This is a genomic window from Hydrogenophaga sp. NFH-34 (assembly GCF_021401345.1).
In the GTDB taxonomy this organism is placed as follows: Bacteria; Pseudomonadota; Gammaproteobacteria; order Burkholderiales; family Burkholderiaceae_C; genus Hydrogenophaga; species Hydrogenophaga electricum.
Genome location: NZ_JACBGE010000002.1, coordinates 37,416 through 63,693, shown reverse-complemented (window position 1 = coordinate 63,693; position 26,278 = coordinate 37,416). Strand labels below are relative to the sequence as shown.

Genomic DNA, 26,278 nt, shown 5'->3' with positions numbered 1-26,278 from the left:
CTTGCTGAAAGGGAAGATCCTGGCCATCACCGGGGGCACGGGGTCTTTCGGCGAAACCATTGCCCGACGGGCGTTGCGCGAGGGGGTGGCCGAACTCCGCATCTTCAGCCGCGACGAAAACAAGCAGCACCACCTGCGGCTGGCACTGAACGACTCGCGGGTGCGCTTCCACATTGGCGACGTGCGGCAAAGCGACGGCCTGCTCGATCTGTTGCGCGGGGTCGATCTGCTATTCCACGCCGCGGCGCTCAAGCAGGTGCCTTCGTGCGAGTTCCATCCGCTGGAGGCGATCCGCACCAACGCACTGGGTGCCGAAAACGTGCTGGACGCTGCCCTGGCGCGGGAGGTGGGGGCGGTGGTGTTGCTCAGCACCGACAAGGCGGTCTACCCGATCAACGCCATGGGCATGTCCAAGGCACTCATGGAGAAGCTGGCCATTGCCAAGGCACGCCGCTGGCCCGACGGGCCGACCCGCATCTGTGTCACGCGGTACGGCAACGTGATGGCATCGCGCGGTTCGGTCATTCCGCACTTCGTCGAACAGATCAGGCAGGGCCAGGCCCTGACGCTCACCGACCCGCGCATGACGCGCTTCATGATGTCGCTGCCCGATGCGGCGGAGCTGGTGCTCGAAGCCTGTGCCCGGGGTGGCCATGGGGACATCCTGGTCCAGAAGGCGCCTGCGGCCACGGTGCTCGATCTGGCCGAGGCGCTGATCGAGATCTTCGGCGGCCGCACGCCGTTGCAGAACATGGGCGCCCGCCACGGCGAGAAGCTGCACGAGACCCTGGTGGCGCACGAAGAGATGGCGCGTGCCGTCGACGGCGACCGCTACATCCGGATTCCGCCCGATGGGCGCGACCTCGACTACGCAGGCTTCTTCTCCGATGGCGGCGTGATGCTCGACGACGCCGACGACTTCAGCTCCCGCAACGCCCGCCGGCTCGACCGTGCCGAACTGATCGAGCTGCTGCTGGGCCTGGATTACATCCAGGCGCAATTGTGTGCTTCTCAACCGGTGCAGGAGCCCAAGGCATGAAGCGCAAGGTGATGACCGTGGTGGGCACCCGTCCCGAGCTGATCAAGATGTCGCGGGTGATCGACAAGCTGGACCGGGCCTTCGATCACGTGCTGGTCCATACCGGGCAGAACCACGATGACGCCCTGGCACGGATTTTTTTCGAGGATCTGGAGATCCGGGCGCCTGACCACCACCTGGCTGTCGCTGGCGGCAATGCGATGACAACGGTGGCCCGTGTCATCGAGGGTGTCGATGCGCTTCTGGAGGCCGAACGCCCCGAGGCGCTGGTCGTGTACGGCGACACCAATTCGGGCTTGTGCGTGCTGGCGGCCAAGCGTCGACGGATTCCTGTTTTCCATCTGGAGGCGGGCAACCGCTGTTTCGACGATCGGGTCCCCGAGGAGCTCAACCGCCGCGTCATCGATCACGCCAGCGATGTCAATCTGGTGCTGACCGAACACGCCCGTCGCCACCTGCTGGCCGAGGGCCTGCCCGCCGATCGGATCTACAAGCTTGGGTCGCACATGCCGGAAGTGCTGGCGCACCAGCGCGAGCGCATCGCTGCTTCCGACGTGCTGGAGCGCCTCGGGCTGGTGCCCGACCGGTTCTTCGTTGCCAGCCTGCACCGCGAAGAAAACGTCGACGACCCGGCCCGGCTCCGTCACCTCGTTGATGGCCTGCTGGCGCTGGCCGACAGCCACGGCATGCCCGTGATCGTCTCCACCCATCCACGCACCAGAGCCCGGCTCGCGGTGGCCGGCCGCGACGTGGCGCACGGGCCGATCCGCTTCCTGCCACCGTTCTCGTTCTCGGATTACATCCGGCTGCAGCAGGCCGCGTTCTGTGTCATCTCCGACAGCGGGACGATCACCGAGGAGGCATCCCTGCTGGGTCTGCCGGCCGTGTCGGTACGCGACTCGCACGAGCGGCCCGAAGGCGTGGATGCCGGGGTTCTGGTTTTCTGCGACGCGCGTGCAGACCGGCTGGTGGAGGCGGTTCGCATCGTGCGTGACGGTTTTTCGCGAGCCGCCGCAGACCGCCGCCCGGTTTCCGACTACGAGGCCGGCGCCGTTTCCGACGCCGTGGTGCGGATCGTTGCCAGCTTGATCGACGCGGTCAACGAACGCACCTGGCGACGCCCGCGCATCTGAGCGGGGGCTCGCGTCGCGCGGTTCAGTCGCGTGGTTTCTGGCCGAACCGGAGGGAGATCGTGCGCAGCAACTGGGTCAGCCGCCACGAACGCGAGGCGTAGACGCGATCGAGTTCCTCGCGTATGGCGTGCCCCGTCTCGATCTCCTGGGCCTGGCTGGCAATGGCCTTGACCAGGGAGCCGCCTTTCTGGGCCGCCCGCTGGAGCAGGTCCTGGGTGGCGCGCCATTCCTGCTCGATCCGTTGCCGCTCCGGCGACGTCGCAGGCGGCGTTTGCGGGTGGACAAGCAGCCCGGCGCGCGCATCGGTTTCGGCCCGCACGACCGCCATCGCCCGGGCCAGGGCTTTTTCTGCCGCGGGCAACACATCGGAGGGCGGCAGCACGCTGCCGGCAAGCAACCGGGCCAGTGTGTGCTGGAGCAGGCTAAGCTGGTTGCGCAGCAGGCGGATATCGTCCTGCCCTGCCGGGGCCCGGAGCTGCGTCTCTTCCCCGTGTTCGCCCGTCAACAGGGCCTGCCCCCATTGGCCCGGCAGCGACAGCAGCAGGTCGTTGAAGTGGGCGCGCAACGGGGCTTCGAGGCTGTCGTCCGTCCTGGCCCGGGCGATGGCCTGGCGCAGGGGCTCGTCTTCCGCCAGCCAGGCCAGGGTCTCGACCGGGTGCAGGAGCAGTTCTGTGGCCAGCGCGGCGAGCAGGGCAGACGACCACTCAGTGGCCCCGGCCACGACCTCGTCAGCCAGCACGGCCAAATCGGCCAGGGGCGATGGCGTGGTGCGGCCCCTGTCGGTATGTCCGCGGGGGGCGAATGCCCAGGTGCCCGTTGCGCCAACCAGGGCATGCGTGCGCTCATGGGGATGTGCGGGCGGCGCGATGCGGTCGATCGCGTCGAAGACGCTGTCCTTGGGGTGGTTCAGCAGCACGCTGAGCAGGCTCGTCATCGCCGGCCCGTGCAGGAATACCGGTGTGCGTCCGGTTTCCACCAGGCGCTCGAAGACGTTTCGGTATTCCTGGCATTCGGCGCGTGCCGACAGCAGGTTCACGATGAACGGGTCGTTGTGGAAGTAGGCGTCGTAGCGCTGGAAAAGTTGCCAGGCTTCTTCGCCGTCGTTCTGATTGGCCTTGTGCTTCATCAAGGCCCACCAGCAGTCGTAGGCGAGGTTCGGGTCGGTGTCTGCTCGCGAAAAGATGCCGGGCATCCAGACGTTGTTGAGGAAGGCCTGGAAGCCGTCGTCGCCTGCCTTGTAAATGGCATTGCCATTGAGGTGCATCTGGATTTCGTGCGTCAACCGCTGCCTGCCGGCGAACGTGGACCCGATGATCCAGGCCCGTGCATTGGCCGCGATCACGGCCTGCGCCGACTCCAGCCATCCCGCCTGCACCGGGAGACAGTCGAGCTCGGTCTGCAGGGTGAACCCGCCAAATTGCCGGGCGAACTGCATGGTCTGCTGGAACAGCAGGTTGGGGCCCGCCTTGTTGCCGAAGCGGCCGTGCATGCGCGTGGCTCCGCGCACGTACAGATCGCGATCGCCTTCCAGCCCGGCACTGTGCGCGTGGCAAGCGGCGAAACACTCGGCCAGGCTGGGGAACGCCCGGAACACGGCTTCGGCTTTCGCCAGGGCTTCTGGGGGGGCGTTGTTGACCACCACCAGGAGGTGGGGCTTGCGGGCGTGGCGCCGCGTCACGGGGAAAAAGCGCGGATCCGACCACAGGGCCAGAAGGTCTCGGAAGCGGTGGTCGATGTCGCTCGCGAGGATGGGCACCGCTACGCAGCCCAACCGGGTGTCCGGACCGCAGCTGCGCGCACCGGCAGTGTCTTCCAAGGTGGACGTCTCTTCGGCATCCAGCCGCCACTGTTCGTCCCGCATTCCGCCCATCCCGTGCTCCAACGTAAGTCCGTGTATTGCTTCGATCTGCACCGATGCGGCGCAACGTCCGACATGGTAGCCGCCCGAGCCAGGTGATCGATGCCAGAACCGCTGGTGCGCCGCTCGTTTGCGCATATCGATCTGCGCTTTGCTTCGTCGACGCGCTCGCCTCGGCCCCCTACGCTGACAGCCTGTTCCATCAACAAGCCGATCGCCGCATGAAAAACCGTTTGAACCGTCGACAACTGGGGGCCGCGCTGGCGGCTCTTTACGCCGCCTCGCTGCTGGGGCTGAAGGCCGGCCCGGCAGCCGCCCAGGCCCTGCCCAAGGAGGTGCGCATCGGCTTCCAGAAAGGCTCGGCCGTGCTGGTGCTGACCAAGAAGCAGGCGGTCATTGAAAAGCGCCTGAAGGCGCTGGGCGTGGACAGCGTGAAGTGGGTCGAATTCCAGTTCGGCCCGCCCATGCTCGAAGCGCTGGGCGCCGGGGCCATCGACCTGGGATCGGTGGGCGACACGCCGCCCATCTTCGCGCAGGCGGGGGGTGCCGATCTGGTCTACGCCGCGGCCACGCCGTCGGCCCAGCACGCGGTGCTGGTGTCCAAGAACTCGCCCATCAAGACCGTGGCCGAACTGAAGGGCAAGAAGGTGGCGTTCGGCAAGGGGTCGAGCGCCCAGAACGTCACGGTCAAGGCCCTGGCACTGGCGGGCCTGAAGTTCAGCGATATCCAGCCGACCTACCTGTCGCCGGCCGATGCGACCGCCGCGTTCAACGGCGGCAACATCGACGCCTGGGTGGTGTGGGACCCGTACTACGCCATTGCCGAAGAACGCTATGGTGCGCGCTCCATCGCCGACACGGCGGACCGGCGGCTGGCCAGTTCGTCCTACTACATCGCGTCCAGGCGCTTCGCGCACCAGTACCCGGGCGTGCTGTCCACGGTGCTGGACGAAATCCGCAAGACCACCGAATGGGCCGGGCAGAACCGGGCCGAACTGGCGGCGCTGGCGGCCGAAGCCACGGGCATCGACGTCAAGTCCTGGACCGCCGCTTTCGATCGCGCCGAGTTCTCGCTCGGCCCGGTGACCGACGCGCACCTGGCCCAACAGCAGCAACTTGCCGACACCTTCCAGTCGCTGGGCATCATTCCGCGCAAGATCAACGTGAGCGAGATCGTCTGGCGCTGGAAAGACCAGTGAGCGTGCCCGTGCAGTCCACATTCGCCCCGGAGGGAACCATGGGGGTGGAAACGGGGGCGGATGTGCTTGCCTGATGCTGTCAGGCGCTGTCGATGGCCGTCCATCAGCGGTCATCGGTTCACAGGCCCGCGTCATCGCGGGCCTTTTTTTGTACCGTCCGTGCGCAGCACCGCGGCATGCCGGGCCGGCTCAGATCACCCGGAAACCGTGTGTGCCGTCGCGACCCAGTTGTTCGACCAGGCCGAACTCCCAGTCCAGGTAGCCCTGCATGGCCTCGCGCGGGTTGTCGGTGCCTTCGTAGGGGCGCCGGTAGCGGTCGATGCGCGGGCTGGCCAGGCGCTGTTCACCCGCTTCGGCCGGCAGCCCGGCCGCGAACCAGGCGGCGTTGCCGCCGTCGAGCACCTGCACCGTGGCGCCCTCTGTGGCCTGGGCCAGCTCGGCGGCGGCGAAGGGCGACAGCAGGCCGCTGTCGCAGGTCAGCACGTAGCGCCGGGCGCGCGGGATGCGTGCCACGGCCTGGGCGAGCTGCGAGCGCAGCGCGAACCACGCGCCCGGAATGTGGCGCCGCACGTGCTGGGCACTGGGCGCCAGATCGATCACGGCGACGCTGCCGGCGGGCTCGTGCGCCAGGGCGTCGGCCAGCGCCTGCGGGGCGATGTGCGCCACCGGCTGCGTGGGCGCCGGCAGCGCCAGCGGGGCCGCGCCGGTTTCGGTGAAGTCGCCCGGTGCGGCGCCGTCCAGCACCCACACGTCCCAGCCCATCTGGGCCAGCCACGACGCGGTCATGTCGGCCCGCACGCCGTCGTCGTCGACCAGCACGAGGCGTGCCCCGCGCACCGGTGCCGACACATCGGTTTCCTGCACCAGTTGGCCGCCCGGTGCGCTGCGAAAGCCCGGCAGGTGGCCGGCCGCGTATTCCTCGGGCGTGCGCACGTCGAAGCGGTAGGTGGTGCGGTCGCTTTCGTGTTGCCAGGCCACCAGGTCGGCCAGACCGGCACGCTGCACGCCGGCGCGGTCGGCCACGGCCCGGGCCGACTGCCGGGCCTGGGCGTGCTGTTCCGCCGGTACCCCGGCCGGGGCGCGGCGGTTGGCGCCGTTTTCGAGCGTGAGGCCGGCCAGGGTCCAGCCGATGGTGCCGTTGCGCAGCGCTGCCACGGGGTTGGGAATACCGGCATTGACCAGCGACTGCGTGCCGATGATGCTGCGCGTGCGCCCGGCGCAGTTGACGATGATGCGCGTGGCCGGGTCGGGCGCCAGCGCGCGGGCGCGCAACACCAGTTCGGCGCCGGGCACGCTGGTGCTGCCGGGGATGTTCATGGTCTGGTATTCGTCGAAGCGGCGCGCGTCGAGCACCACCACGTCGGCGCCATTCGCCAGCAGGGCCTGCACCTCGGGTGCCGGCAGCGAGGGCGTGTGCCGCTGCGCTTCGACCAGTTCGCCAAAGGCTTTGCTGGGCACGTTGACGTCGATGAAGATTTCGCCGCCGGCCTCGCGCCAGCCTTGCAGGCCGCCCTGCAGCAGGCTCACGCGGGTATAGCCCAGGGCCTGCAGGCGCGCGGCCGCCGGCCCGGCCAGCCCTTCGCCGTTGTCGTAGACCACGACGGGCGTGTCCCGCCGCGGAATGCGCCAGAAGGCGTCGAGTTCGATGCGCCCGAAGGGCAGGTTGGCCGCGAACAGCGGGTGGGCCTGGGCGAAAGGGTCTTCCTCGCGCACGTCGAGCAGGGCGATCTCGCGCCGCTGGAGCAGGTGCTCGCGCACCTCGGCCGGGGTGGTGAAAGGCAGGGTCATGGGATCGGAGAAAAAAGGAGGGGCCGTTCAGGCTGCCGCAGAGGTTTCCTGGGAGCGGTCCCAGACGTTGGGCAGGGTGGCGTTGCTGTAGCCGGAGATGAACGGCTTTTCGGTGCCGTCCGCCAGGAACACGGAGCGCCGCACCGCGCCGATGTTGGCGCCGTAGACGTGGATGCTGATGGACACCTGATCGGCCAGCGCGTTGCTGACGCGGTGCACGTCACCCAGGGTGGGCGAGACGGCTTCCACCATGCCCGGCCGCAGCCGGTGCGACGGGCCCCCAGCGCGCCAGCCCTCGGCCGTGCGCACGAAGGGTTCCGAGATTTCGGCGCCGCGCAGCATGCCGATCAGGCCCCACACCGTGTGGTTGTGGATCGGCGTCTGCTGGCCGGGGCCCCAGACGAAACTGACCACCGAGAAGCGCTCCAGCGGATCGGCGTAGAGCAGGTACTGCTGGTAGCGCACGGGCGAAGGCAGGGTGTAGGGCTCGGCCAGCCAGTCGTCGTGGCGGACCAGGTCGGCGAGCAGGGCGCGGCCGCGCGCGAGCAGCGGTGCTTCTTCGGCGGTGTCGTTCACCAGGCGGGTCAGCTCGGCGAGGAACTGGCGCAGGCGGGCGGGTTGGTAAGGGACGGTCATGCGGTTTCCTGAAGGGGCCGGCAGAGGCCCTATTGCAACCGATCGGGCGGGCCGTTCACGGAACCCTTCGGCATGTGGTTCTGATTTTTTATTCTTTGGCGCCGGATATCGGCAAGAGGGACAATGCCCGTCCATCCTCGGACAACACGTCACTCAAGAGACTGCCATGACGCATTTTTACGAAGACAACGCCCAATCCATCGGCCGTACCCCGCTCGTGCGGTTGAATCGCATCACCGACGGCGCGCCCGCCACCGTGCTGGCCAAGATCGAGGGTCGCAACCCGGCGTACTCGGTCAAGTGCCGGCTGGGCGCGGCCCTGATCTGGGATGCCGAGAAGCGCGGCGTGCTCGGCCCGGGCAAGGAGATTGTCGAGCCCACCAGCGGCAACACCGGCATCGCGATGGCCTTCGTGGCCGCGGCCAAGGGCATCCCGATCACGCTGACCATGCCCGACACCATGAGCATCGAGCGGCGCAAGCTGCTGCTGGCCTACGGCGCCAAGCTGGTGCTGACCGAAGGCGCCAAGGGCATGAAGGGCGCGGTGGCCAAGGCCGAAGAGATCGCCGCCAGCGACCCGGGCAAGTACGTGCTGCTGCAGCAGTTCAAGAACCCGGCCAACCCGGCCATCCACGAAGCCACCACGGGCCCCGAAATCTGGGACGACACCGAAGGCGCGGTCGACGTCTTCGTCTCGGGCGTCGGCACGGGCGGCACCATCACCGGGGTGTCGCGCTATCTCAAGCAAACCCGCGGCAAGGCCATCACCTCGGTGGCGGTCGAGCCCACGGCCAGCCCCATCCTCACCCAGGCGCGCAACGGCGAAGAGCTCAAGCCCGCGCCGCACAAGATCCAGGGCATCGGCGCTGGCTTCGTGCCCGACGTGCTGGACCTGTCGCTGATCGATGCCGTTGAACAGGTGAGCAACGAGGACGCCGTGGCCTATGCGCGCCGCCTGGCCCGCGAGGAGGGCATTCTCTCGGGCATCTCCAGCGGCGCCGCCGTGGCCGCGGCCGTGCGCTGGGCACACAAGCCCGAGAACGCCGGCAAGACCATCGTGGTGATCCTGCCGGATTCGGGCGAGCGTTATCTCAGCTCCGTGCTGTTCGAAGGCGTGTTCGACAACGCCGGGCAACCGGCCTGAGGGCAGCGCCAGCGGGCGCATAAGCAAACTACTTAACAGTAGTTGGTGCCCGGGGGAGGGCTGGGGACAATGGTCCTCATGGCTTCTTCTCCCACCGTCATCATCGTGCCCGGCTGGCGCAATTCCGGACCGGGTCACTGGCAAAGCCTCTGGGCCGATCGCCTGCCGAACGTGCGGCGGGTCGAGCAGGACGACTGGATCACGCCGCTCAAGCGTGCCTGGGTGGACCGTCTGAGCGACCTCATCGCCCGCGCGCCGGGCCGGGTGATCGTGGTGGCCCACAGCCTGGGCTGCATCGCCACCACCCACCTGGGCCCTGAAGCGGTGGCGCGCATCGACGGCGCTCTGCTCGTGGCACCGGCCGACCCGGAGCGCCGCGGCATCCTGGCCGACTTCGCGCCCGTGCCCTACCAGAAGCTGCCCTACCGCAGCATTCTTGTGGCCAGCAGCAACGACCCGTATTGCCCGGTGCGGCTGGCGGGTGCCTATGCGCGGGCCTGGGGCAGCGAGTTTGTGCGCCTGAACGAGGCCGGGCACATCAACATCGAATCCGGCCACGGCGAATGGCCGCTCGGCCTGGCCCTGCTGCAGTCGCTCGGGGCCGATGTGACGCCGCTGCCTCAGCTCGAAAAGGCCGCCTGATCGCGGCGCTGGCGCCGCCAGCTGGCCCAGCCCAGGGCCACGAACAGCGGCATGAAGAGGGTGAAGCTGAGCTGCAGGCCCAGCCAGCCACCGATGGCGCCGCCCAGCAACCCACCGAGCAGCGCGCCCCCCGGGCCGACCAGGGCATTCAGGCCGGCCACACGGCCCAGGCCGATCTGCTGACCCAGCCGCGCCAGCTGCGTGAGCACCTGGATCTCCAGCAGCCCCAGGCCGATCCCCTGCAGCACGCTGCCCACCGCCAGCCCGGCCGCATGCGGCGACTGGCTCAGGCACAGCAGCGCCAGCAGCACCAGGCCGATGCCCGCTAGGGTGCCCCGACGCTCGTGGCGCGCCACCCAGCCGCCCAGGCACAGCAGGGCGGCGATGAAGCTGCCGCCTTGCAGCGACACCAGCGCGCCAGCGGCCACGGGTGATGCTTGCAGCGACTGCACCGCAATCACCACGATGAAGAAGGTGTGGAACATGTTGAGCGCCTGGATGCTGGCCTCCATGGCCGCCAGCGACCGGGCCTGCGGCGAGCGCAGAAGCTCCCGCAGCACCTCGCGCCAGGTCGTGCGGCCGGAAGCCGCGCGCGGTGCGGCGGTGGGCGCCTGTCGCAGCACCGGGGGCGAGAGCAGGGCGGTGAGCACGAACAGGGCCGCCACCAGCCAGAAGCTGCCGGCGTGGCCCAGGTGGGCGATCACGCCCGCCGTGGCCAGCGGCCCGATCAGGAACATGCCCGACATGTGGGCCGCGCGCTGCCAGCCCGCGTGGGCGGAGCCGATCTGCTGCAGCATGGCCATGAACACCATCTGCAGCGAGACGAACCGGGCCGGCATGATCACGCCGGTCAGCGCCGTCAGCACCAGAAGGTAGGCCGGGGCCGGCACCGCGGGCAGGGCCAGGTAGAGCGCGCCGCCGGCGAGGCTGCCGGCCACGAACAGGCGCGCCGGCCCGAGCCGCTCGGCCCACAGGCCGATGGGCAGGGCGGTGAGCAGGATGCCGACGCTTTGCGCGGCGGCGATCGCGCCGAGCCAGCCGCCGCGGGTGCCCAGCGCCAGGGCGTACAGGCTGGTGGTGACCTTGGCCAGCCCGATGCTGGTGCCCATGAGCAGCGACAGCAGCGCGAAGCCGAGCAGGAAGCGGTGCCGCACATGCCAGGGCGCTGCTGCGGCCAGGGCCTCCGGCATTCAGGCCGCCTTGGCCTGCGGCTGGGCGTAACGGCTGGCCGGGCGTTCCAGGCCCAGGTTTTCGCGCAGGGTCCGGCCTTCGTAGGCGGTGCGGAAAAGGCCACGCCGTTGCAGCTCGGGCACCACCAGGTCGACGAACTCGTCCAGCGACTGCGGCAACACCGGCGGCATGACGTTGAAGCCATCGGCCGCGCCGTTCTCGAACCATTCCTGCATGCGGTCGGCGATGGTCTGCGGCGTGCCCACCACCACCCAGTGGCCCCGGGCGCCGGCCAGGTATTCGTAGAGCTGGCGCACCGTATAGCCTTCGCGGCGCGCCAGTTCCAGCACCACCTGCGCACGGCTGTGAATGCCCCGGGGCGCTTCGGGAATGTAGGGCGGCGGCGCGTCCAGCGCCCACTTCGTCAGGTCTTCGCCGGGCCAGAAGGGCTCCAGCGTGGCCAGGCCGACGGCCGGGTGGATGAGCGCCTGCAGCTCGGCCCATTTGGCCTGCGCCTCGGCTTCGGTGCGGCCGATCACGGGCGAGATGCCGGGCAGCACCAGCAGTTGCTCGGGGCGGCGACCGTATTTGGCCAGGCGTCCCTTCACATCCTTGTAGAAGGCCTGCGCTTCGGCTAGGCTGGTCCAGGCGGTGAAGATCGCCTCGGCCGTGGCGGCGGCCAGCTCCTTGCCGTCTTCCGACGAGCCGGCCTGCACGATCACCGGGTGGCCCTGGGGCGGACGCTCGATGTTCAGCGGTCCCTTGACTTTGAGGAAGCGGCCGATGTGGTTGAGCTCGTGCAGCTTCTCGGGAACGAGGTGCACGCCGCTGGCCGGGTCGCGCGGCAGGGCGTCGTCGTCGAAGCTGTCCCACAGGCCCTTGACCACGTCCACGAACTCGTGCGCGCGGGCGTAGCGGGTGGCCGGGTCCGGGTGCGCCTCCAGCCCGAAATTGCCGAACACGTTTTCGGCGCTGGTGGTGACCACGTTCCACGCCGCGCGGCCCTTGCTGATGTGGTCCAGCGAGGCGAACTTGCGCGCCAGCAGGAACGGGTCTTCGTAGGTGGTCGAGGCGGTGGCGACAAAACCGATGTGCGAAGTGACCTGCGACAGCGCGGCCCACAGCGTCACTGGCTCGAAGTACGACAGGCGGCCCTGGCGGCTCAGCGATTCGCGCCCGCCCTGGTGCCACACGCCCGGGCTGTCGGCTACGAACACCTGGTCGAACAGACCGCGTTCGGCGGTCTTCGCCAGCGCGATGTAGTGGTCGATGTTGACCCCCGCGTCGGCTTGCGACCCCGGGTGGCGCCAGGCAGCCACATGGTGGCCGGTGGCCATGAGGAAGGCGCCCAGGCGCAGTTTTCTTTGGCTCATGCGGTTTGCTCCGGCGTCTCGGGTGTTCAGAAGGTCTTGTCGGCGGTGATGGTGATGCGGTGCAGCTTGCGGTGCTGCGGGAAGAAGTCGCCCACCGCGTAGTGCTGGGTCGAGCGGTTGTCCCACACCGCCAGCGTGCCGGGCGCCCACTGCAGGCGCGCCTGCACCTCGGGCACCTGGGCGCGCGTGAACAGGTCGGCCAGCAGGGCGTCGCTCAGCGAGCGCGAGAGGCCCTTGATGTGGCTGGTGAAGGTCGGGTTGACGTAAAGGATCTTCTTGCCCGTGATCGGGTGCACGCGCACCACCGGGTGTTCCACCGGCGGGTACTTGGCGCGCGTGGCCTTGAGCTCGTCGCCGCTGGCGTCTTTGCGCAGCAGGTACTCGGTCCAGCCGCTGATTTCCCAGGTGTGCACGGCGGTCAGCGTTTCCAGGTAGGTCTTGAGGCCGGCGGGCAGGCGCTCGTAGGCCTGGGTCTGGCTCGACCACAGCGTGTCGCCGCCCGTGGCCGGAATCACCTGCGCATACAGGCTGGTGCCCAGCGGCGGCTGCTCGCGCCAGGTGATGTCGGCGTGCCAGTTGCTGGCCGCGCTGGGGCGCTCGGCCGTGCTCTCGACGATCTCGATCTCGGGGTGAGCTTCCAGGCGCGGGAAGAAGGCCTTGACCTCGGCCACCTGGCCGAACGTGCGGGTGAAGGCCACCTGCTGCGCGGGCGTGAGCTGCTGGTCGCGGAAGAACAGCACTTCGTGCCGGGCCAGCGCCTGGCGCAGTTCTTCCTGGGTGGCCGCGTCCAGCGGCTGGCTCAGGTCGAGCCCGTGGATCACGGCGCCGATGTTGGGCGTGTAGGGCTGTGCCGCGAAGCGGGTGAAGGGGCGGGGCAGGTCGTTGAGCTGAGACATGGCGGGGACTCCCGGGTTGGCTGAATGGAGCGTCGAATCTAGGCAGCCCGGGCCCGCTTTCCAAGGAAGGCTTTGGCATAAGCACATCCGGAAATCGGCAGCCCTCCAGGCGCCGCCGCTGGCAGCGGATCTTGTTGGCGCCGAAGCTCATGCCAAAGGATGATTGGCGCGCCGCCGCCCCCCGTTCCTACAGTCGCTCATGCCATGTCGGCATCACTTTGGACTGGAGAACACGCAATGAAGCAATGGTGGTTTCGGGCGCTCGCACTGGTGTGGGCCCTGGGGGGTGTCGGTGCGGCGCCGCAGGCTGGGGCACAGGAGGCGGCGGCAGCGCCGCTCAAGCTCATCCGCATCGGTGTCGCCACCGGTGGCGCGGGCAATCCGGTGCGTTTTGGCGGCAGCAGCGCCTCGATCGCGCACGCCGAAGGGCTGGTGGAAGAAGCGTTCCGCCCGGACGGCGTGAAGGTGGAGTGGATCTTCTTCAAAGGCGCGGGCCCGGCGGTCAACGAGGCGCTGGTCAACCAACAGCTCGACTTCGCCTACCAGGGCGACCTGCCTTCGCTGGTGCACCGCGCCAACGGGGTGAAGACGCGCATCCTGCTCGGCACCGGCGTGCGCAGCGGCCTGTTTCTGGCGGTGCCGCCGGAGTCGTCCATCCGCGGTCTGGAAGACCTCAAGGGCAAGAAGGTGGCGCTGTTCAAGGGCACCAACCTGCACCTGGCGGCGGTGCGGGCGTTGGCCGACAAGGGTGTGCGCGAACGCGACGTGCGCTTCGTCAACCTGGACTTCGCCACCTCGCACGCGGCGCTGGTCAACAAGGACGTCGATGCCGCGTTCGGCTACGTCGGCCTGTTCGATCTGCGCGACCGCGGCCTGGCGCGCATCGTCTGGTCGGCCGCCGAAGACAGCTTCAAGTTCACGCGACAGGCCGCGCTGCTGGTAACCGACGACTTCGCCACGCGCCACCCGGCGGCGGTGCAGCGCGTGGTGACCACCTTCGTGAAGGCGGCGCACCGCTATTCGGACGAAAGCCAGCGCGCGGCGCTGTTCGACCAGTGGGGCAAGGCCGAATACCCGGCCGCGATCTGGCGCAACGAGTACATCGGCCAGCCGCTGCGGGTGCGCCTGTCACCGCTGATCGACCCCTTCCTGGTCGAGAGCTACCGCGCCTCGGCGCGCACGGCCGAAGCGCTCAAGCTGGTGCGGGGGCGGGCGCAGATCGACGGCTGGTTCGACCCGCGCTTTCTCGACGCCGCCCTGACCGAGCTGAACCTCAAGGGCTTCTGGCCGGCCTATGGCGCCGATGGCCGCTTGCTCACCCATTGACCGGTTTCCGAACACCTTCTCAATGCACCTGGAGATCCCCATGAGCCACGACATTCAAGACCCCACGCTCGACCTGGCGCCGCGCGCAGGCCGCCTTGGCGCCGAAGTGCGCGGCGTGCGCCTCAGCGCCGATCTGGCGCCCGAGACCTTTGCCGCCATCCACCGGGCGCTGCTGCGCCACAAGGTGCTGTTCTTCCGCGGCCAGCGCCACCTGGACGACGCCGGCCAGCAGGCCCTGGCCCGCCTCTGGGGCGAACTGGTTGCCCACCCGACCGTGCCCTCCAAAGACGGCACGCGGCACGTGCTGGAGCTCGATTCCTTCCACGGTGCGCGCGCCAATTCCTGGCACACCGACGTGACCTTCGACCTGGCCTATCCCAAGGTGTCGGTGCTGCGCGGCGTGGTGATCCCGCCCGTGGGCGGCGACACGGTCTGGGCCAACACCGTGGCCGCCTACGAACGGCTGCCGGCGGAGCTGCAGGCGCTGGCCGACCGGCTGCGCGCGGTGCACACCAACACCTACGACTACGCGCACGCCCGCGAGACGCCGCCCGACGTCGACGCCACCCGCCGCTACCGGGAGGTGTTCGCGGCGCACGAAGTGGAGACCGAGCACCCGGTGGTGCGCGTGCACCCGGAAACCGGCGAGCGCTCGCTGGTGCTGGGGCATTTCGTGCAGCGCTTCCAGGGCCTGAACAGCGCCGATTCCCAGCACCTGCTGGCGGTGTTCCAGGCGCACATCACGCGGCTGGAAAACACGGTGCGCTGGTCGTGGCAGGAAGGCGACGTGGCCATCTGGGACAACCGATCGACCCAGCACTACGCGATTGCCGACTACGGCGATGCCCACCGCGTGGTGCGCCGGGTCACCGTCGAAGGCGAGGTGCCGGTCGGGGTCGACGGGCTGGCCTCGGTGGCGCTCAAGACCTTGCCGCAGGCGGTGCTGGCGCAGCGTGCACAGGCCGAGGCCGCCGCCTGACCGGGGCCGACGACCCGCCGGACGGCATAAGCACATGACCGAACAATCCTTGCACGGTGATATCGGTTTTTGTTCGTTCGGGCGTTGGTCGGTGCGTCCTACATTCATCCTGGTTTTCAGCGCTGCGTTCTTCATGCGTGGCTGAAATGAAGAATCCGCAGAACAAGGAAGCCACCATGTCCACTGACCGTTCCGTTTCCCTGGCGCCCCCGCTGGGCCTGCCTGCCTGGCGGGCGCCGCGCTGGCGCCCCGGCTGGAGCTGGCTCTGGGCCTGGCCCTTCCCCCTGGCGGTGCTCGCGCTGTGGCAACTGTCGTCGGTGCTCGGCTGGGTGCCTGAACAGGTGCTGCCGCCGCCGGCCCAGGTGTTCCAGACCTTTGGCGACATGCTGGCGAGCGGCGAGCTGTGGGACAACCTCTGGATCAGCCTGGTGCGCGTGTTCACCGGCTTCGGTATCGGCCTGGTGGTGGGGCTGGCGCTGGGCACGGCCATGGGCCTGTCGCCCACGGTGCGCGACTACCTGTTCCCGCTGTTCAAGGCCTTTGCCCAGGTGCCGGTGATCGGCTGGCTGCCGCTGCTCATGCTGCTGGTGGGCATCGACGAATCGCTGAAGTTCCTGCTCATCGCCAAGGCCGCGCTGGTGCCCATCACGATCAACACCTGCCAGGGCATCCAGGGGGTGTCGAACCGCTTCGTCGAAGTGGCCCGGGTGTACCGCTTCAACCGCTGGCAGTTGCTGACCCAGGTGGTGCTGCCCGCCGCGACCGCGCCGATCTGGAACGGGGTGCGCTACGGCCTGACCCACGCCTGGCTGGCGCTGGTGGTGGTGGAACTGCTGGCGTCGTCGGAAGGCATCGGTTTTCTCATCGTCTACGGCCGCCAGCTGTTCCAGCTCGACGTGGTGCTGGCCGCAGTGCTCGCCGTGGGCATCGTCGGTTTTGCCATCGACAAGCTGCTGGCGCTGACCGAAGCGCGGCTGCTGCGCTGGCGCCGGGCCGGCCTGTGAGCCGGGTGTTTTCAGGAGGACGGCATGGCGGTTGAAGATCAGGTTTCGGTGTGGCAGCGCGTGCCCAGGCCGCTGCGCGGCTGGGTGCTGCCCTTGGCGTTGCTGGCCATCTGGTGGGCGGCGCGGGCCTTCGGCTGGTCCGATTCGCCGCTGCTGGTCTCGCCCGCGGCGGTGTGGCACCGCGCGGTCGATCAGGTGGGCAGCGGCGCGCTGTGGCAGGCCCTGTCGGCCAGCCTGTGGCGCTGGGGCTGGGGGTTTCTCATCGGTTCGCTGGCCGGACTGGTGGTGGGCGCGCTGCTGGGCGCTTCGCGCTGGGCCGAGCGGCTCATCGGGCCGAGCTTTCACACGCTCAAGCAGATCTCGCTGTTCGCCTGGATCCCGATGCTCTCGATGTGGTTCGGGCTGGGCGATGCGGCCAAGATCGCCTTCGTCGCCATGGCCGCCTTCTTTCCGGTGGTGCTCAACACCTGCGAAGGCATCCGCAGCGTGCCGCGCGAATTCATCGAGGTGGCGCGGGTGTACCGCTTCGGCCTCGGGCAACTGCTGGTGCGGGTGGTGGCACCGGCCGCCGCACCGTCGATCTTCACGGGCATCCAGCTGTCGCTCATCTACACCTGGCTGGCGACGCTGGGTGCGGAATACCTCATGGCCTCGGGCCAGGGCATCGGCAACACGCTGATCGACGGCCGCGAGCACTTTTTGATGGACCTGGTGCTGTTCGGGGTGGTGGTGGTGGGGCTGGTCGGCTTCGTCATCAACGCGGTGCCGGTGGCCATCGAACGGCGCCTGCTCGCCTGGCGCGACCGCACGGTGGCGCGCTATTGACCCGCGCCCCGCAGGGACACAGACAGATTTCGGAGCAACCCCATGGAACACGCAGGCACCCTGAGCATTGCAGGGCTCAACAAACAGTACGAGGTCAAAGGGCAGGCGCTGCCGGTGCTGCAGGACATTGACCTGACCATCGAGCCGGGTGAGTTCGTCAGCATCGTCGGCAGCAGCGGCTGCGGCAAGTCCACGCTGCTGCGGCTGATCATCGGCCTGGAGGGCGACTACCGGGGCGATATCCGGCTCAACGGTCAGCGCATCACCGGCACCAGCCTGGACCGCGGCATCGTCTTCCAGGAACACCGGCTGTTCCCCTGGCTCACCGTCGAGAAGAACGTGGCGGTGGGCGTGCTCAATGCCGACCTGACCGAGGCGCAAAAGCGCGAGACGGTGCGCGAGCACATCGAACTGGTGGGGCTCAAGGGCTTCGAGCAGGCCTGGCCGCACCAGCTTTCGGGCGGCATGTCGCAGCGCGTGGCGATCGCGCGCGCCCTGGCCAGCCGGCCCGACATCCTGCTGCTGGACGAACCCTTCGGTGCGCTCGATGCGCTCACGCGCGCCCACCTGCAGCAGGAGCTGCACCGCATCTGGGCCACCGAGGGCATCACCATGATCCTGGTGACGCACGACGTGGAAGAGGCGGTGTACCTGGGCGACCGCGTGGTGGTCATGGAGCCGCGTCCCGGTCGCATCCGCAGCACCTTGCCCGTGCCCCTGCCGCACCCGCGCGACCGCGCCAGCGCCGCCTTTGCCGCCGTGCGCAACGCCGTGCTGCACGAGCTGGGCGAACACGGTTCGGCCGCGGCCGGGCCGCTGCTGGCGCCGGCGCGGGCGCCGGCCGCCCTGGACCTCGGCACCTGGCAGTTCGCGGTCTGAACCCCTTTTTTTCCCTTCATCACGCACTTTCACCATGAACCCTGTTGCCGTTTCTCTTCGCCGCCGCCAGTTCGTGGCCGGCCTGGCCGGAGCCAGCCTGCTGGCCCCAGCGTTGCTGCGCGCCCAGACCGCGCCCGCCAAGCGCATCCGCATCGGTTCGCCCGACCTGGGCACTGCCGGCAAGTCCTCACCGGGCGCGTCCACGCTGGCCGTCGTGCAGGCCCACCAATGGCTGGAAGAAGCGTTTGCCAAGGACGGCATCGAGGTGCAGTGGAACTTCTTCCGCGGTGCCGGCCCGGCCGTGGCCGAAGCACTGGCGGCCAAGCAGCTCGACATCGTCTATCTGGGCGACCTGGCCTCGGTGATCCACAAGGCGCGCGGCCTGCCCACGCGCTACATCGTGCCCACCGGGCGCGGCTCCAACAGCTACCTGGCCACCGCGCCGGGCTCCCCCATCCGCAGCGTGGCCGACCTCAAGGGCAAGCGGGTGTCGGTGCTCAAGGGCACGGCCTACCAGCGCCCGTTCGACAACCTGCTGGCCACAGCAGGCCTGACGGAAAAAGACGTCAAGCTCATCAACATGGACTGGCCCAGTTCCAAGGCGGCGGTGGTGGCCGGCCAGATCGACGCCACCTTCGGCGGCTCCGACCTGTTCGTGCTGCGCGACAAGGGCGTGCAGATCCCGCTGAGCACGCGCGGCCGCGGGCCCGCGTTCGCCATCAACGCCGGTGCGCTGGCCACCGAAGATTTCGTGGTGAACCAGGCGCCGCTGGTGCAGCGCGTGGTCACGCAACTGGTGCGCGCCTCGCACTGGGCCTCGCAGGAGGGCAACCGGGAAGCGCTGGTGGCGCTGTTTGCCAGCAACAGCGGCAACCCCGAAACGCCGTTCCGCGAAGAACTGGCCGGCGACAACCTGAGCCAGCGCTATTCGCCGCTGATCGACGACGGGCTCATCGCCGGTTACCAGGGCGTGCACGACGAGGGCCTCAAGCTCGGCCTCATCCGCCAGGGCTACGACGTCAAGAGCTGGTTCGAGCCGCGGTTCGTGCAGCAGGCGCTGCGCGAGCTCAAGCTGGAAAAAGCCTGGAAGGAAACCGACGCCGCCGGCAAGGCGCAGGGCCACGCATGAACGCCGCCATCGCCCCGGCCGACGGCCGGCCCAACATCGTCTTCATCCTGGCCGACGACCTCGGCTGGGCCGACCTGAGCGTCTACGGCCAGACGCACTACACCACGCCGAACCTGGACGCGCTGGCCGCCGAAGGCGTGCGCTTCAACCAGGCCTACGCCAATTCGGCCGTGTGCTCGGCCACGCGCTTCGGCCTCATCACCGGTCGCTACCAGTACCGCCTGCGTGGCGGGCTGGAAGAGCCGCTGGTGCGCACCGCGCATCTGCACGGCCTGCCACCCGCGCACCCGACACTGCCTTCGCTGCTGCGCGACGCCGGATACGACACCGCGCTGATCGGCAAATGGCATCTGGGCAACCTGCCCGACTACGGCCCGCTCAAGAGCGGCTACAACCGCTTTTTCGGCAACTACGGCGGCGCCATCGACTACTTCACGCACAAGCCGCGCGTGGGCGCCGACGTGCCACGCGACCTGTACGAAGGCGAGGTGCCGGTGGAGCGCGTGGGCTACTACACGCAATTGCTGGCCGACGAGGCGGTGGCCTGGCTGCACCAGCAAAGCGCCGCGCGGCCGTTTTTTCTGTCGCTGCACTTCACCGCGCCGCACTGGCCCTGGGTCGGGCCGGAAGACGAACACATCTCGCGCGACCTGACCGACCTGTTCCACTACGACGGCGGCAACCTGCACACCTACGCGAAGATGGTGCGTTCGCTCGACGCGGCCGTGGGCCAGGTGGTGCAGGCGCTCAAAGAGCAGGGGCTGGACGAGAACACCCTCATCGTTTTCACCAGCGACAACGGCGGCGAGCGCTTTTCCAAGACCTGGCCCTTCACCGGGCAGAAGACCGAGCTGCTCGAAGGCGGCATTCGCGTGCCCACGCTGCTGCGCTGGCCGGCCGGTCTGTCGCCGCAGGTCAGCGAGCAGGTCACCATCACCATGGACTGGCTGCCCACGCTGCTGGCGGCCGCCGGCCTGCAGCCGCACCCGGACTACCCCAGCGACGGCGAGAACCTTCTGCCGGTGCTGCAGGGCCAGGCGCCAGCGCACGAGCGCACGCTGTTCTGGCGCTACAAGGCCCAGCGCCAGCGTGCCGCGCGCCAGGGCCGCTGGAAGTACCTGAAGATCAACGAGCACGAATTCCTGTTCGACATCGAGGCCGACGCACGCGAGCGCGCCAACCTGCGCGAGCGGCACCCCGAGGTGTTTCAGCGCCTGCGCCAGGCCTGGGCCGAATGGGACGCACAGTTCCTGCCCATCACCGACGAGGTCTTCACCCACGGGGTGACACCCGACATCCAGGCCGACCGCTATGCGCCCGAGCGCGCCACCCGGGCGCTGTGATCCGGCCGGCAGCACAACCGGCAGAAAACGCCCGTCAGGGCGTTTCTTGGGGGCAAAAAATGGCCTCTTATTCCTTTATCGAATAAGAAAACAAAAACAAAGTCGTTTGAGAATGAAGGTCGAGTCCCCAGAATCCGATTTACATCAGCTATCGCGGAGACCCGTACCCATGAAAACCACCATCAAGCTCACCCTCGGCGCCATCGCACTGGCCGCCTCGGCGCTGGCCTCGGCCCAGACCACGCTGCTCAACGTGTCGTACGACGTGGCCCGCGAGTTCTACAAGGACATCAACGCCGCCTTCGTGCCGTATTACAAGAAGTCCACCGGCAAGGACATCAAGGTCGACCAGTCGCACGCCGGCTCCAGCGCCCAGGCGCGCGCCGTGGCCGACGGGCTGGAAGCCGACGTGGTGACCTTCAACACCACCACCGACGTCGACTTCCTGGCCGACAAGGGCGTGGTCGCCAAGGACTGGCGCCAGAAATTCCCCAACGGCGCTGCGCCGACCACCTCGACCATGCTGTTCCTGGTGCGCAACGGCAACCCCAAGGGCATCAAGGACTGGGACGACCTGATCAAGCCCGGCGTGCAGGTCGTGGTGGTCAACCCCAAGACCGGCGGCAACGGCCGCATGGCCTACCTGGCCGCCTGGGGCTATGTGCGCAGCAAGGGCGGCTCCGACGCCGACGCGCTCGACTTCGTGAGCAAGCTCTACAAGAACGTGCCCGTGCTGGCACGCGGCGGCCGTGACGCCACCGGCATCTTCCTGCAGCGCAACATCGGCGACGTGCTGGTGACCTTCGAATCCGAAGTGGTGTCGGTCGACAACGAATTCGGCAAGGGCAAGGTCGACGCGATCCACCCGAGCGCCTCCATCGTGGCCGAAAACCCGGTGGCCATCGTCGAGCGCACCGTGGCCAAGAAGGGCACGGCCGAGCAGGCCAAGGCCTACCTCGACTTCCTCTACAGCCCGGAAGGCCAGGAAATCGCCGCCAAGCACAACATCCGCCCGCGCAATGAAGCCGTGCTGAAGAAGTACAGCGCCGCGTTCAAGCCCATCAAGCTGTTCACCGTGGGCGACTACTTCGGTTCGCTGGCCGAAGCGCAGAAGGTGCACTTCAACGACGGTGGCCAGTTCGACAAGCTGTACACGACGAAATGAGGGGCACCCCCCTGCGCCGCTGACGCGGCTTCCCCCCGCTCTGGCGCGCCGCTTTGCGGCGCTGGGCAGGGGGACGGCGCGAGTGGCCCGGCGTAGCCGGTTCCACCGCGCCCACTGGACGGGTGGTCGCTTGGGCTCCTGCCGCCTTTCTTCACCGCTTCGTCGAGTTCCACCTGCCTGCGCGCCATTCCCGCACCACTGCACGTCATTCCCGCGCAGGCGGGAATCCAGCCGCACCCCTTCCAGCCCGCCCACCCAGGCCCACCATGACCTCCATCGCGCTGCCCTCCGGGACGCCTCCTTCTTCTGGCCGACGCCGCTCGGCGCGCGTGCTGCCGGGCTTCAACATCACGCTCGGCTACACCCTGCTGTACCTGAGCCTGATCGTGCTGATCCCGCTGTCGGCGCTGGCGTTCAAGACCTTCACGCTGACCTGGCCGCAGTTCTGGGAAGCGGTCACCTCGCCGCGCGTGCTGGCCTCGTACCGCCTGACCTTTGGCGCATCGCTCATCGCGGCCAGCGTCAACGTGGTTGCCGGCCTGCTGGTGGCCTGGGTGCTGGTGCGCTACAGCTTCCCCGGCAAGAAGATCGTCGACGCACTGGTGGACCTGCCGTTCGCCCTGCCCACCGCCGTGGCCGGCATTTCGCTGACCGCGCTGCTGGCCGGCAACGGCTGGATCGGCCAGTACCTGGAGCCGCTGGGCATCCAGCTCGCGTTCAACCCCAACGGCGTGGTCATCGCGCTCATCTTCATCGGTCTGCCTTTCGTGGTGCGCACGGTGCAGCCGGTGCTGGAAGACACCGAAAAAGAGCTGGAAGAGGCCGCCACCTGCCTGGGCGCCACGCGCTGGCAGACCTTCAGCAAGGTGATCTTCCCGACCATCCTGCCCGCGCTGCTGACCGGCTTTGCCATGGCCTTCGCGCGCGCCGTGGGCGAATACGGCTCGGTCATCTTCATCGCCGGCAACATGCCCATGGTGTCCGAGATCACGCCGCTGATCATCATCGGCAAGCTCGAACAGTACGACTACGCTGGCGCCACCGCCGTGGCCACCGTCATGCTGGTCATCTCCTTCGTCCTCCTGCTGGTCATCAACGGCCTGCAGACCTGGCAACGCAGCCGCACGGCAGGGAACACCCAATAATGTCCGCCCGCCCGACCCCCCGCACCGCCCAGCGCGGCACCACCGAAGCCCCCTGGGTGCGCTACCTGCTGACCGCCCTGGCCCTGGGCTTCATGGGCCTGTTCCTGGTGCTGCCCCTGGCTGCCGTGGCCACCGAAGCCCTGCGCAACGGCTGGGACGCCTACTGGGAAGCGCTCAAGGAACCCGACGCCTGGGCGGCGATTCGCCTCACCCTGCTCACGGCCGCCATCGCCGTGCCGCTGAACCTGGTGTTTGGCGTGGCCGCCGCCTGGTGCATCGCCAAGTACGAGTTCAAGGGCAAGTCGTTCCTGACCACGCTGATCGACCTGCCGTTTTCAGTTTCGCCCGTGGTGGCCGGCCTGATCTATGTGCTGGTGTTCGGCGCGCAGGGCTGGCTGGGCCCCTGGCTGATGGAACACGACATCAAGATCGTGTTCGCCGTGCCGGGCATCGTGCTGGCCACCGTGTTCGTGACCTTTCCCTTCATCGCGCGCGAATTGATCCCGCTGATGCAGGCGCAGGGCAACGAAGAAGAGCAAGCCGCCATCGTGCTCGGCGCCACCGGCTGGCAGACCTTCCGGTACGTCACGCTGCCCAACATCAAGTGGGGCCTGCTGTACGGCGTGATCCTGTGCAACGCGCGCGCCATGGGCGAGTTCGGCGCCGTGTCGGTGGTGTCGGGCCACATCCGCGGCCAGACCAACACCATGCCGCTGCACGTGGAAGTGCTCTACAACGAATACCAGTCGGTGGCCGCCTTCGCGGTGGCCTCGCTGCTGGCCATCCTGGCGCTGGTCACGCTGGTGATCAAGAGCATCGTCGAATGGCGCAGCGAGCGCGAGCTCCAGGCCACCGCCGAACTGCCGCCCGAGCGCCCGGGCGACACCCCGGCCGCGCCGCCGTCGAACCCCGCCGAACCCTACGTGCACGTGCCGCTGGCATCGCGCGCGGCCATCTGAAGGACTGTCGAGCCATGAGTATCGAAATCCGCAACGTCAACAAACATTTCGGCAGCTTCCACGCGCTGCGCGACGTCAACCTCGACATCGCCTCGGGCGAACTGCTCGCCCTGCTGGGCCCGTCGGGCTGCGGCAAGACCACGCTGCTGCGCATCATCGCCGGCCTGGAAACGCCCGACACCGGCAACATCCTCTTCAGCGGCGCCGACACCACCGACGTGCATGTGCGCGAGCGCAACGTGGGCTTCGTGTTCCAGCACTACGCGCTGTTCCGCCACATGACCGTGTTCGAGAACGTGGCCTTCGGCCTGCGCGTCAAGCCGCGCGGCGAGCGCCCGTCGGAAGCACAGATCAAGGCCAAGGTGACCGAGCTGCTCAAGCTTGTGCAGCTCGACTGGATCGCCGAACGCTACCCGGCGCAGCTCTCCGGCGGCCAGCGCCAGCGCATTGCCCTGGCGCGCGCACTGGCCGTGGAGCCGCAGGTGCTGCTGCTCGACGAACCCTTCGGCGCGCTCGACGCCAAGGTGCGCAAGGAACTGCGCCGGTGGCTGCGCCGCCTGCACGACGAACTTCACGTCACCTCGGTCTTCGTCACGCACGACCAGGAAGAGGCGCTCGAAGTGGCCGACCGTGTGGTGCTGATGAACAAGGGTGTGATCGAGCAGGCCGGGTCGCCGCAGGAAGTGTGGGACCACCCCGCCAGCCCCTTCGTCTACGGCTTCCTGGGCGACGTGAACCTGTTCCACGGCCGCGCCCACGAAGGCCTGCTGCACCTGGAAGACGGTGTGGCCATCCGCACGCCCGAACACGCCGGCGCGCAGAACGCCAAGGCCTTCGCCTATGTGCGCCCGCACGACCTCGCGGTGCGCCGCTACCAGGCCGGCGCCGCCGGGGCCGAAGGCATCGTCGCCCGGCTGGAGCGCGCCATCGTCGTCGGCCCGATCGCACGGCTGGAACTGGTGCCGGTGGAAGCCTCGGGTGCACCCGGCCACGACCCGCTGATCGAAGCGCAGATTCCGGCGCAGGAATTCCACGACCAGGGCTTCCGCGAAGGCGACACCCTGGTGGTCTCACCGCGCAAGGCGCGCGTGTTCCTGGCGCCCGAAACCGCCTGAAACGCCCGGGAGTACCCTTCCCCCTGATGTCAAGGTAGGCCCTCATAATCGAGGGCCTTTTCACGACCTCAGGAGGACGTTCATGCCCGACATCGACCCTCGCAGCACGCGCCGCGCCGTGCTGAAAACGGCGGCCGCCACGGCCATCGTCAGCGCCGTTCCGGCGGCCATCGCCCAACCCCTGCTGAGTTCGCCGGGCAGCGCGCTGATGCCCAAGGGCGGCAAACGCCGTGTGGTGATCCTGGGCGGCGGCTGGGGCGGGCTGACCACCGCACGCCACCTGCGCGACACCGCGCCCGATCTGGAGGTGGTGCTGCTCGAACGCAACCCGCTGTTCTGGTCCTGCCCGCTGAGCAACAAGTGGCTCATCGACATCGTGGACACCAGCACCCTGGTGCATTCCTACACCGGCGCCGCACAGCGCTTCGGCTACACCTATGTGCAGACCGAGGTGACCGAAATCGACCGCAGCCAGCGCCGCGTGCACACCGCGCAGGGCTATCTGGATTACGACTGGCTGGTGGTGGCCGCCGGCATCCGCGTGGCCTACGAACCCTGGTTCGGCAACGACCGCAAGGCCATCGACCACACGCGCGCGAACTACGCCAGCGCCTACGTGCCCAGCGCCGAACACATCGCGCTCAAGCAGAAGATCCAGGCCTTCAAGGGCGGCACCTTCGTCATGACGCTGCCGCCCCCGCCGCACCGCTGCCCGCCGTCGCCCTACGAGCGCGCCTGCATGATCGCCGCGCACTTCAAGCGCAACAAGATCCCGGCCAAGCTGCTCATCCTCGACCCGAAGCCGCGCATCGCGCCCATCGGTCTGGGCTACCGCAAGGCCTTCGAAGAGCTGTACCCCGACATCATCACCCACGTGCCCAACGCCGGGGTCAAGGAGCTGGACCCGTTCAGGCGCGTGGTCAAGACCGCGGCGGGCGACGTGGCCTTTGACGACGCCATCTTCATGGGCCACCACCAGGCCGCCGACCTGGTGTGGAAGCTCGGCGCCATCGGCAAGACCGCCGAGGGCAAGCCCAACAATTGGGCCGCCGTGCATCCCGAGTTCTACAACCTGCCCGACGACCCGCAGACCTTCGTCATCGGCGACAGCGTGGGCGCGGTGTCGCCCCAGTTCGGTCACTACCCCAAGAGCGGCCACGTGGCCAACCGCATGGGTGCCAGCGTGGCGCGCTTCATCGGCCGCCAGGCCAAAGGCCAGGCGCTGGAGCCCGAGCTGATCGACAACCTTTGCTACATGCTGGTCAACACCGAACCGCGCGAAGCCATCAGCGTGCAGTTCGACTACGCCAAGGGCCCCGACGGCGTGCTGGTGCAGACCCAGGTGGACGACCACGAACGCCGCGCCGAACTCTGGGACGAAGACCTGCGCTGGTACGGCCTGAAGATCAAGGACATGATCTCGGGCTGAGCGATGGCGGCGGCGTGGGCCGACACCCCCACGCCGCGCAGGGCCATGGCTTGAGCACGCTGCGTGCGCCCCTATCTTCAGGGCCCACCCCTTCCGAACCCA

General features: G+C 68.5%; 23 protein-coding genes. 17 read left to right on the top strand and 6 right to left on the bottom strand.

Features of this window, described 5'->3' with window-relative positions; translation table 11 throughout:
• Position 1 precedes the first annotated feature (1 nt).
• Both L0977_RS02175 and wecB read left to right on the top strand, forming a co-directional pair.
• Positions 2-1,039 (top strand): polysaccharide biosynthesis protein, encoded by a 1,038-nt coding sequence (locus L0977_RS02175; RefSeq protein WP_234263296.1) that lies wholly within the window; start codon positions 2-4, stop codon positions 1,037-1,039.
• Positions 1,036-2,172 carry a non-hydrolyzing UDP-N-acetylglucosamine 2-epimerase gene (wecB, locus tag L0977_RS02170; protein WP_234263018.1) on the top strand — a complete coding sequence of 379 codons (1,137 nt, stop codon included), beginning with the start codon at positions 1,036-1,038 and terminating at the stop codon, positions 2,170-2,172. The genes L0977_RS02175 and wecB overlap by 4 nt, the downstream gene beginning before the upstream one ends.
• 22 nt (positions 2,173-2,194) lie before the next feature.
• Here wecB and L0977_RS02165 read toward each other — a convergent pair whose 3' ends face one another.
• Positions 2,195-4,042 (bottom strand): hypothetical protein, encoded by a 1,848-nt coding sequence (locus L0977_RS02165; RefSeq protein WP_234263017.1) that lies wholly within the window; start codon positions 4,040-4,042, stop codon positions 2,195-2,197.
• Positions 4,043-4,251: 209 nt separating this feature from the next.
• On the opposite strand from L0977_RS02165, the gene L0977_RS02160 reads away from it, so the two are divergent.
• The gene (locus L0977_RS02160; RefSeq protein WP_234263016.1) at positions 4,252-5,229 is read left to right on the top strand and encodes a sulfonate ABC transporter substrate-binding protein; all 978 of its coding nucleotides are present in this window, start codon (positions 4,252-4,254) and stop codon (positions 5,227-5,229) included.
• A gap of 189 nt (positions 5,230-5,418) precedes the next feature.
• On the opposite strand, the gene L0977_RS02155 is transcribed toward L0977_RS02160, so the two are convergent.
• Complete coding sequence (locus L0977_RS02155) at positions 5,419-7,017, bottom strand: rhodanese homology domain-containing protein (protein WP_234263014.1); 1,599 nt, start codon at positions 7,015-7,017, stop codon at positions 5,419-5,421.
• A gap of 27 nt (positions 7,018-7,044) precedes the next feature.
• The gene (locus L0977_RS02150; protein ID WP_234263013.1) at positions 7,045-7,653 is read right to left on the bottom strand and encodes a cysteine dioxygenase; all 609 of its coding nucleotides are present in this window, start codon (positions 7,651-7,653) and stop codon (positions 7,045-7,047) included.
• A gap of 166 nt (positions 7,654-7,819) precedes the next feature.
• Between L0977_RS02150 and cysK the strand changes: the two genes are divergently transcribed.
• Both cysK and L0977_RS02140 read left to right on the top strand, forming a co-directional pair.
• Positions 7,820-8,797 (top strand): cysteine synthase A, encoded by a 978-nt coding sequence (cysK, locus tag L0977_RS02145; RefSeq protein ID WP_234263012.1) that lies wholly within the window; start codon positions 7,820-7,822, stop codon positions 8,795-8,797.
• 78 nt (positions 8,798-8,875) lie between these two features.
• Positions 8,876-9,439, top strand: coding sequence for an RBBP9/YdeN family alpha/beta hydrolase (locus tag L0977_RS02140; protein ID WP_234263011.1), 564 nt, complete (start codon positions 8,876-8,878; stop codon positions 9,437-9,439).
• Here the strand turns inward: L0977_RS02140 and L0977_RS02135 are convergent.
• Genes L0977_RS02135 through L0977_RS02125 form a run of 3 tightly spaced genes read right to left on the bottom strand, consistent with a single transcriptional unit; the run spans position 9,418 to position 12,878 of the window.
• Positions 9,418-10,629 carry an MFS transporter gene (locus tag L0977_RS02135; protein ID WP_234263010.1) on the bottom strand — a complete coding sequence of 404 codons (1,212 nt, stop codon included), beginning with the start codon at positions 10,627-10,629 and terminating at the stop codon, positions 9,418-9,420. The genes L0977_RS02140 and L0977_RS02135 overlap by 22 nt on opposite strands.
• Positions 10,630-11,982, bottom strand: coding sequence for an LLM class flavin-dependent oxidoreductase (locus L0977_RS02130; protein WP_234263008.1), 1,353 nt, complete (start codon positions 11,980-11,982; stop codon positions 10,630-10,632).
• A gap of 26 nt (positions 11,983-12,008) precedes the next feature.
• Positions 12,009-12,878 carry a TauD/TfdA dioxygenase family protein gene (locus tag L0977_RS02125; protein ID WP_234263007.1) on the bottom strand — a complete coding sequence of 290 codons (870 nt, stop codon included), beginning with the start codon at positions 12,876-12,878 and terminating at the stop codon, positions 12,009-12,011.
• A 237-nt stretch (positions 12,879-13,115) separates the two neighbouring features.
• Between L0977_RS02125 and L0977_RS02120 the strand changes: the two genes are divergently transcribed.
• The 12 genes from L0977_RS02120 (at position 13,116) to L0977_RS02065 (ending at position 26,176) form a co-directional block, all read left to right on the top strand.
• Complete coding sequence (locus tag L0977_RS02120) at positions 13,116-14,204, top strand: ABC transporter substrate-binding protein (protein ID WP_234263006.1); 1,089 nt, start codon at positions 13,116-13,118, stop codon at positions 14,202-14,204.
• A gap of 40 nt (positions 14,205-14,244) precedes the next feature.
• Positions 14,245-15,183 (top strand): TauD/TfdA dioxygenase family protein, encoded by a 939-nt coding sequence (locus tag L0977_RS02115; RefSeq protein WP_234263005.1) that lies wholly within the window; start codon positions 14,245-14,247, stop codon positions 15,181-15,183.
• A gap of 176 nt (positions 15,184-15,359) precedes the next feature.
• Entirely contained in the window at positions 15,360-16,187 is an 828-nt protein-coding gene (locus L0977_RS02110; protein WP_234263003.1) for an ABC transporter permease, read from the top strand.
• Positions 16,188-16,211: 24 nt separating this feature from the next.
• Entirely contained in the window at positions 16,212-17,012 is an 801-nt protein-coding gene (locus L0977_RS02105; protein ID WP_234263002.1) for an ABC transporter permease, read from the top strand.
• A gap of 42 nt (positions 17,013-17,054) precedes the next feature.
• Positions 17,055-17,891: an ABC transporter ATP-binding protein gene (locus L0977_RS02100; protein ID WP_234263001.1), complete on the top strand. Its 837-nt coding sequence runs from the start codon at positions 17,055-17,057 to the stop codon at positions 17,889-17,891.
• 34 nt (positions 17,892-17,925) lie between these two features.
• Positions 17,926-19,020, top strand: coding sequence for an ABC transporter substrate-binding protein (locus L0977_RS02095; RefSeq protein WP_234263000.1), 1,095 nt, complete (start codon positions 17,926-17,928; stop codon positions 19,018-19,020).
• Positions 19,017-20,363: a sulfatase family protein gene (locus tag L0977_RS02090; RefSeq protein WP_234262999.1), complete on the top strand. Its 1,347-nt coding sequence runs from the start codon at positions 19,017-19,019 to the stop codon at positions 20,361-20,363. Before L0977_RS02095 ends, L0977_RS02090 begins: the two co-directional genes overlap by 4 nt.
• A gap of 169 nt (positions 20,364-20,532) precedes the next feature.
• Positions 20,533-21,528: a sulfate ABC transporter substrate-binding protein gene (locus tag L0977_RS02085; RefSeq protein ID WP_234262997.1), complete on the top strand. Its 996-nt coding sequence runs from the start codon at positions 20,533-20,535 to the stop codon at positions 21,526-21,528.
• A gap of 266 nt (positions 21,529-21,794) precedes the next feature.
• On the top strand, positions 21,795-22,673 hold the full coding sequence (gene cysT / locus L0977_RS02080) for a sulfate ABC transporter permease subunit CysT (RefSeq protein ID WP_234262996.1): 879 nt from the start codon (positions 21,795-21,797) through the stop codon (positions 22,671-22,673).
• Positions 22,673-23,632, top strand: a complete 960-nt coding sequence (gene cysW / locus L0977_RS02075) for a sulfate ABC transporter permease subunit CysW (protein ID WP_234262995.1) — start codon at positions 22,673-22,675, stop codon at positions 23,630-23,632. The genes cysT and cysW overlap by 1 nt, the downstream gene beginning before the upstream one ends.
• A gap of 14 nt (positions 23,633-23,646) precedes the next feature.
• Positions 23,647-24,747 (top strand): sulfate/molybdate ABC transporter ATP-binding protein, encoded by a 1,101-nt coding sequence (locus L0977_RS02070; protein ID WP_234262994.1) that lies wholly within the window; start codon positions 23,647-23,649, stop codon positions 24,745-24,747.
• 82 nt (positions 24,748-24,829) lie between these two features.
• On the top strand, positions 24,830-26,176 hold the full coding sequence (locus L0977_RS02065) for an FAD-dependent oxidoreductase (RefSeq protein WP_234262993.1): 1,347 nt from the start codon (positions 24,830-24,832) through the stop codon (positions 26,174-26,176).
• Positions 26,177-26,278 lie beyond the last annotated feature (102 nt).

What these genes read in the sequence shown, in the direction of transcription:
- wecB (WP_234263018.1), top strand. Translation starts at nt 1,036, where the DNA reads ATGAAGCGCAAGGTGATGACCGTGGTGGGCACCCGTCCCGAGCTGATC.
- L0977_RS02165 (WP_234263017.1), bottom strand. Translation starts at nt 4,042, where the DNA reads ATGGGCGGAATGCGGGACGAACAGTGGCGGCTGGATGCCGAAGAGACG.
- L0977_RS02160 (WP_234263016.1), top strand. Translation starts at nt 4,252, where the DNA reads ATGAAAAACCGTTTGAACCGTCGACAACTGGGGGCCGCGCTGGCGGCT.
- L0977_RS02155 (WP_234263014.1), bottom strand. Translation starts at nt 7,017, where the DNA reads ATGACCCTGCCTTTCACCACCCCGGCCGAGGTGCGCGAGCACCTGCTC.
- L0977_RS02150 (WP_234263013.1), bottom strand. Translation starts at nt 7,653, where the DNA reads ATGACCGTCCCTTACCAACCCGCCCGCCTGCGCCAGTTCCTCGCCGAG.
- cysK (WP_234263012.1), top strand. Translation starts at nt 7,820, where the DNA reads ATGACGCATTTTTACGAAGACAACGCCCAATCCATCGGCCGTACCCCG.
- L0977_RS02140 (WP_234263011.1), top strand. Translation starts at nt 8,876, where the DNA reads ATGGCTTCTTCTCCCACCGTCATCATCGTGCCCGGCTGGCGCAATTCC.
- L0977_RS02135 (WP_234263010.1), bottom strand. Translation starts at nt 10,629, where the DNA reads ATGCCGGAGGCCCTGGCCGCAGCAGCGCCCTGGCATGTGCGGCACCGC.
- L0977_RS02130 (WP_234263008.1), bottom strand. Translation starts at nt 11,982, where the DNA reads ATGAGCCAAAGAAAACTGCGCCTGGGCGCCTTCCTCATGGCCACCGGC.
- L0977_RS02125 (WP_234263007.1), bottom strand. Translation starts at nt 12,878, where the DNA reads ATGTCTCAGCTCAACGACCTGCCCCGCCCCTTCACCCGCTTCGCGGCA.
- L0977_RS02120 (WP_234263006.1), top strand. Translation starts at nt 13,116, where the DNA reads ATGAAGCAATGGTGGTTTCGGGCGCTCGCACTGGTGTGGGCCCTGGGG.
- L0977_RS02115 (WP_234263005.1), top strand. Translation starts at nt 14,245, where the DNA reads ATGAGCCACGACATTCAAGACCCCACGCTCGACCTGGCGCCGCGCGCA.
- L0977_RS02110 (WP_234263003.1), top strand. Translation starts at nt 15,360, where the DNA reads ATGTCCACTGACCGTTCCGTTTCCCTGGCGCCCCCGCTGGGCCTGCCT.
- L0977_RS02105 (WP_234263002.1), top strand. Translation starts at nt 16,212, where the DNA reads ATGGCGGTTGAAGATCAGGTTTCGGTGTGGCAGCGCGTGCCCAGGCCG.
- L0977_RS02100 (WP_234263001.1), top strand. Translation starts at nt 17,055, where the DNA reads ATGGAACACGCAGGCACCCTGAGCATTGCAGGGCTCAACAAACAGTAC.
- L0977_RS02095 (WP_234263000.1), top strand. Translation starts at nt 17,926, where the DNA reads ATGAACCCTGTTGCCGTTTCTCTTCGCCGCCGCCAGTTCGTGGCCGGC.
- L0977_RS02090 (WP_234262999.1), top strand. Translation starts at nt 19,017, where the DNA reads ATGAACGCCGCCATCGCCCCGGCCGACGGCCGGCCCAACATCGTCTTC.
- L0977_RS02085 (WP_234262997.1), top strand. Translation starts at nt 20,533, where the DNA reads ATGAAAACCACCATCAAGCTCACCCTCGGCGCCATCGCACTGGCCGCC.
- cysT (WP_234262996.1), top strand. Translation starts at nt 21,795, where the DNA reads ATGACCTCCATCGCGCTGCCCTCCGGGACGCCTCCTTCTTCTGGCCGA.
- cysW (WP_234262995.1), top strand. Translation starts at nt 22,673, where the DNA reads ATGTCCGCCCGCCCGACCCCCCGCACCGCCCAGCGCGGCACCACCGAA.
- L0977_RS02070 (WP_234262994.1), top strand. Translation starts at nt 23,647, where the DNA reads ATGAGTATCGAAATCCGCAACGTCAACAAACATTTCGGCAGCTTCCAC.
- L0977_RS02065 (WP_234262993.1), top strand. Translation starts at nt 24,830, where the DNA reads ATGCCCGACATCGACCCTCGCAGCACGCGCCGCGCCGTGCTGAAAACG.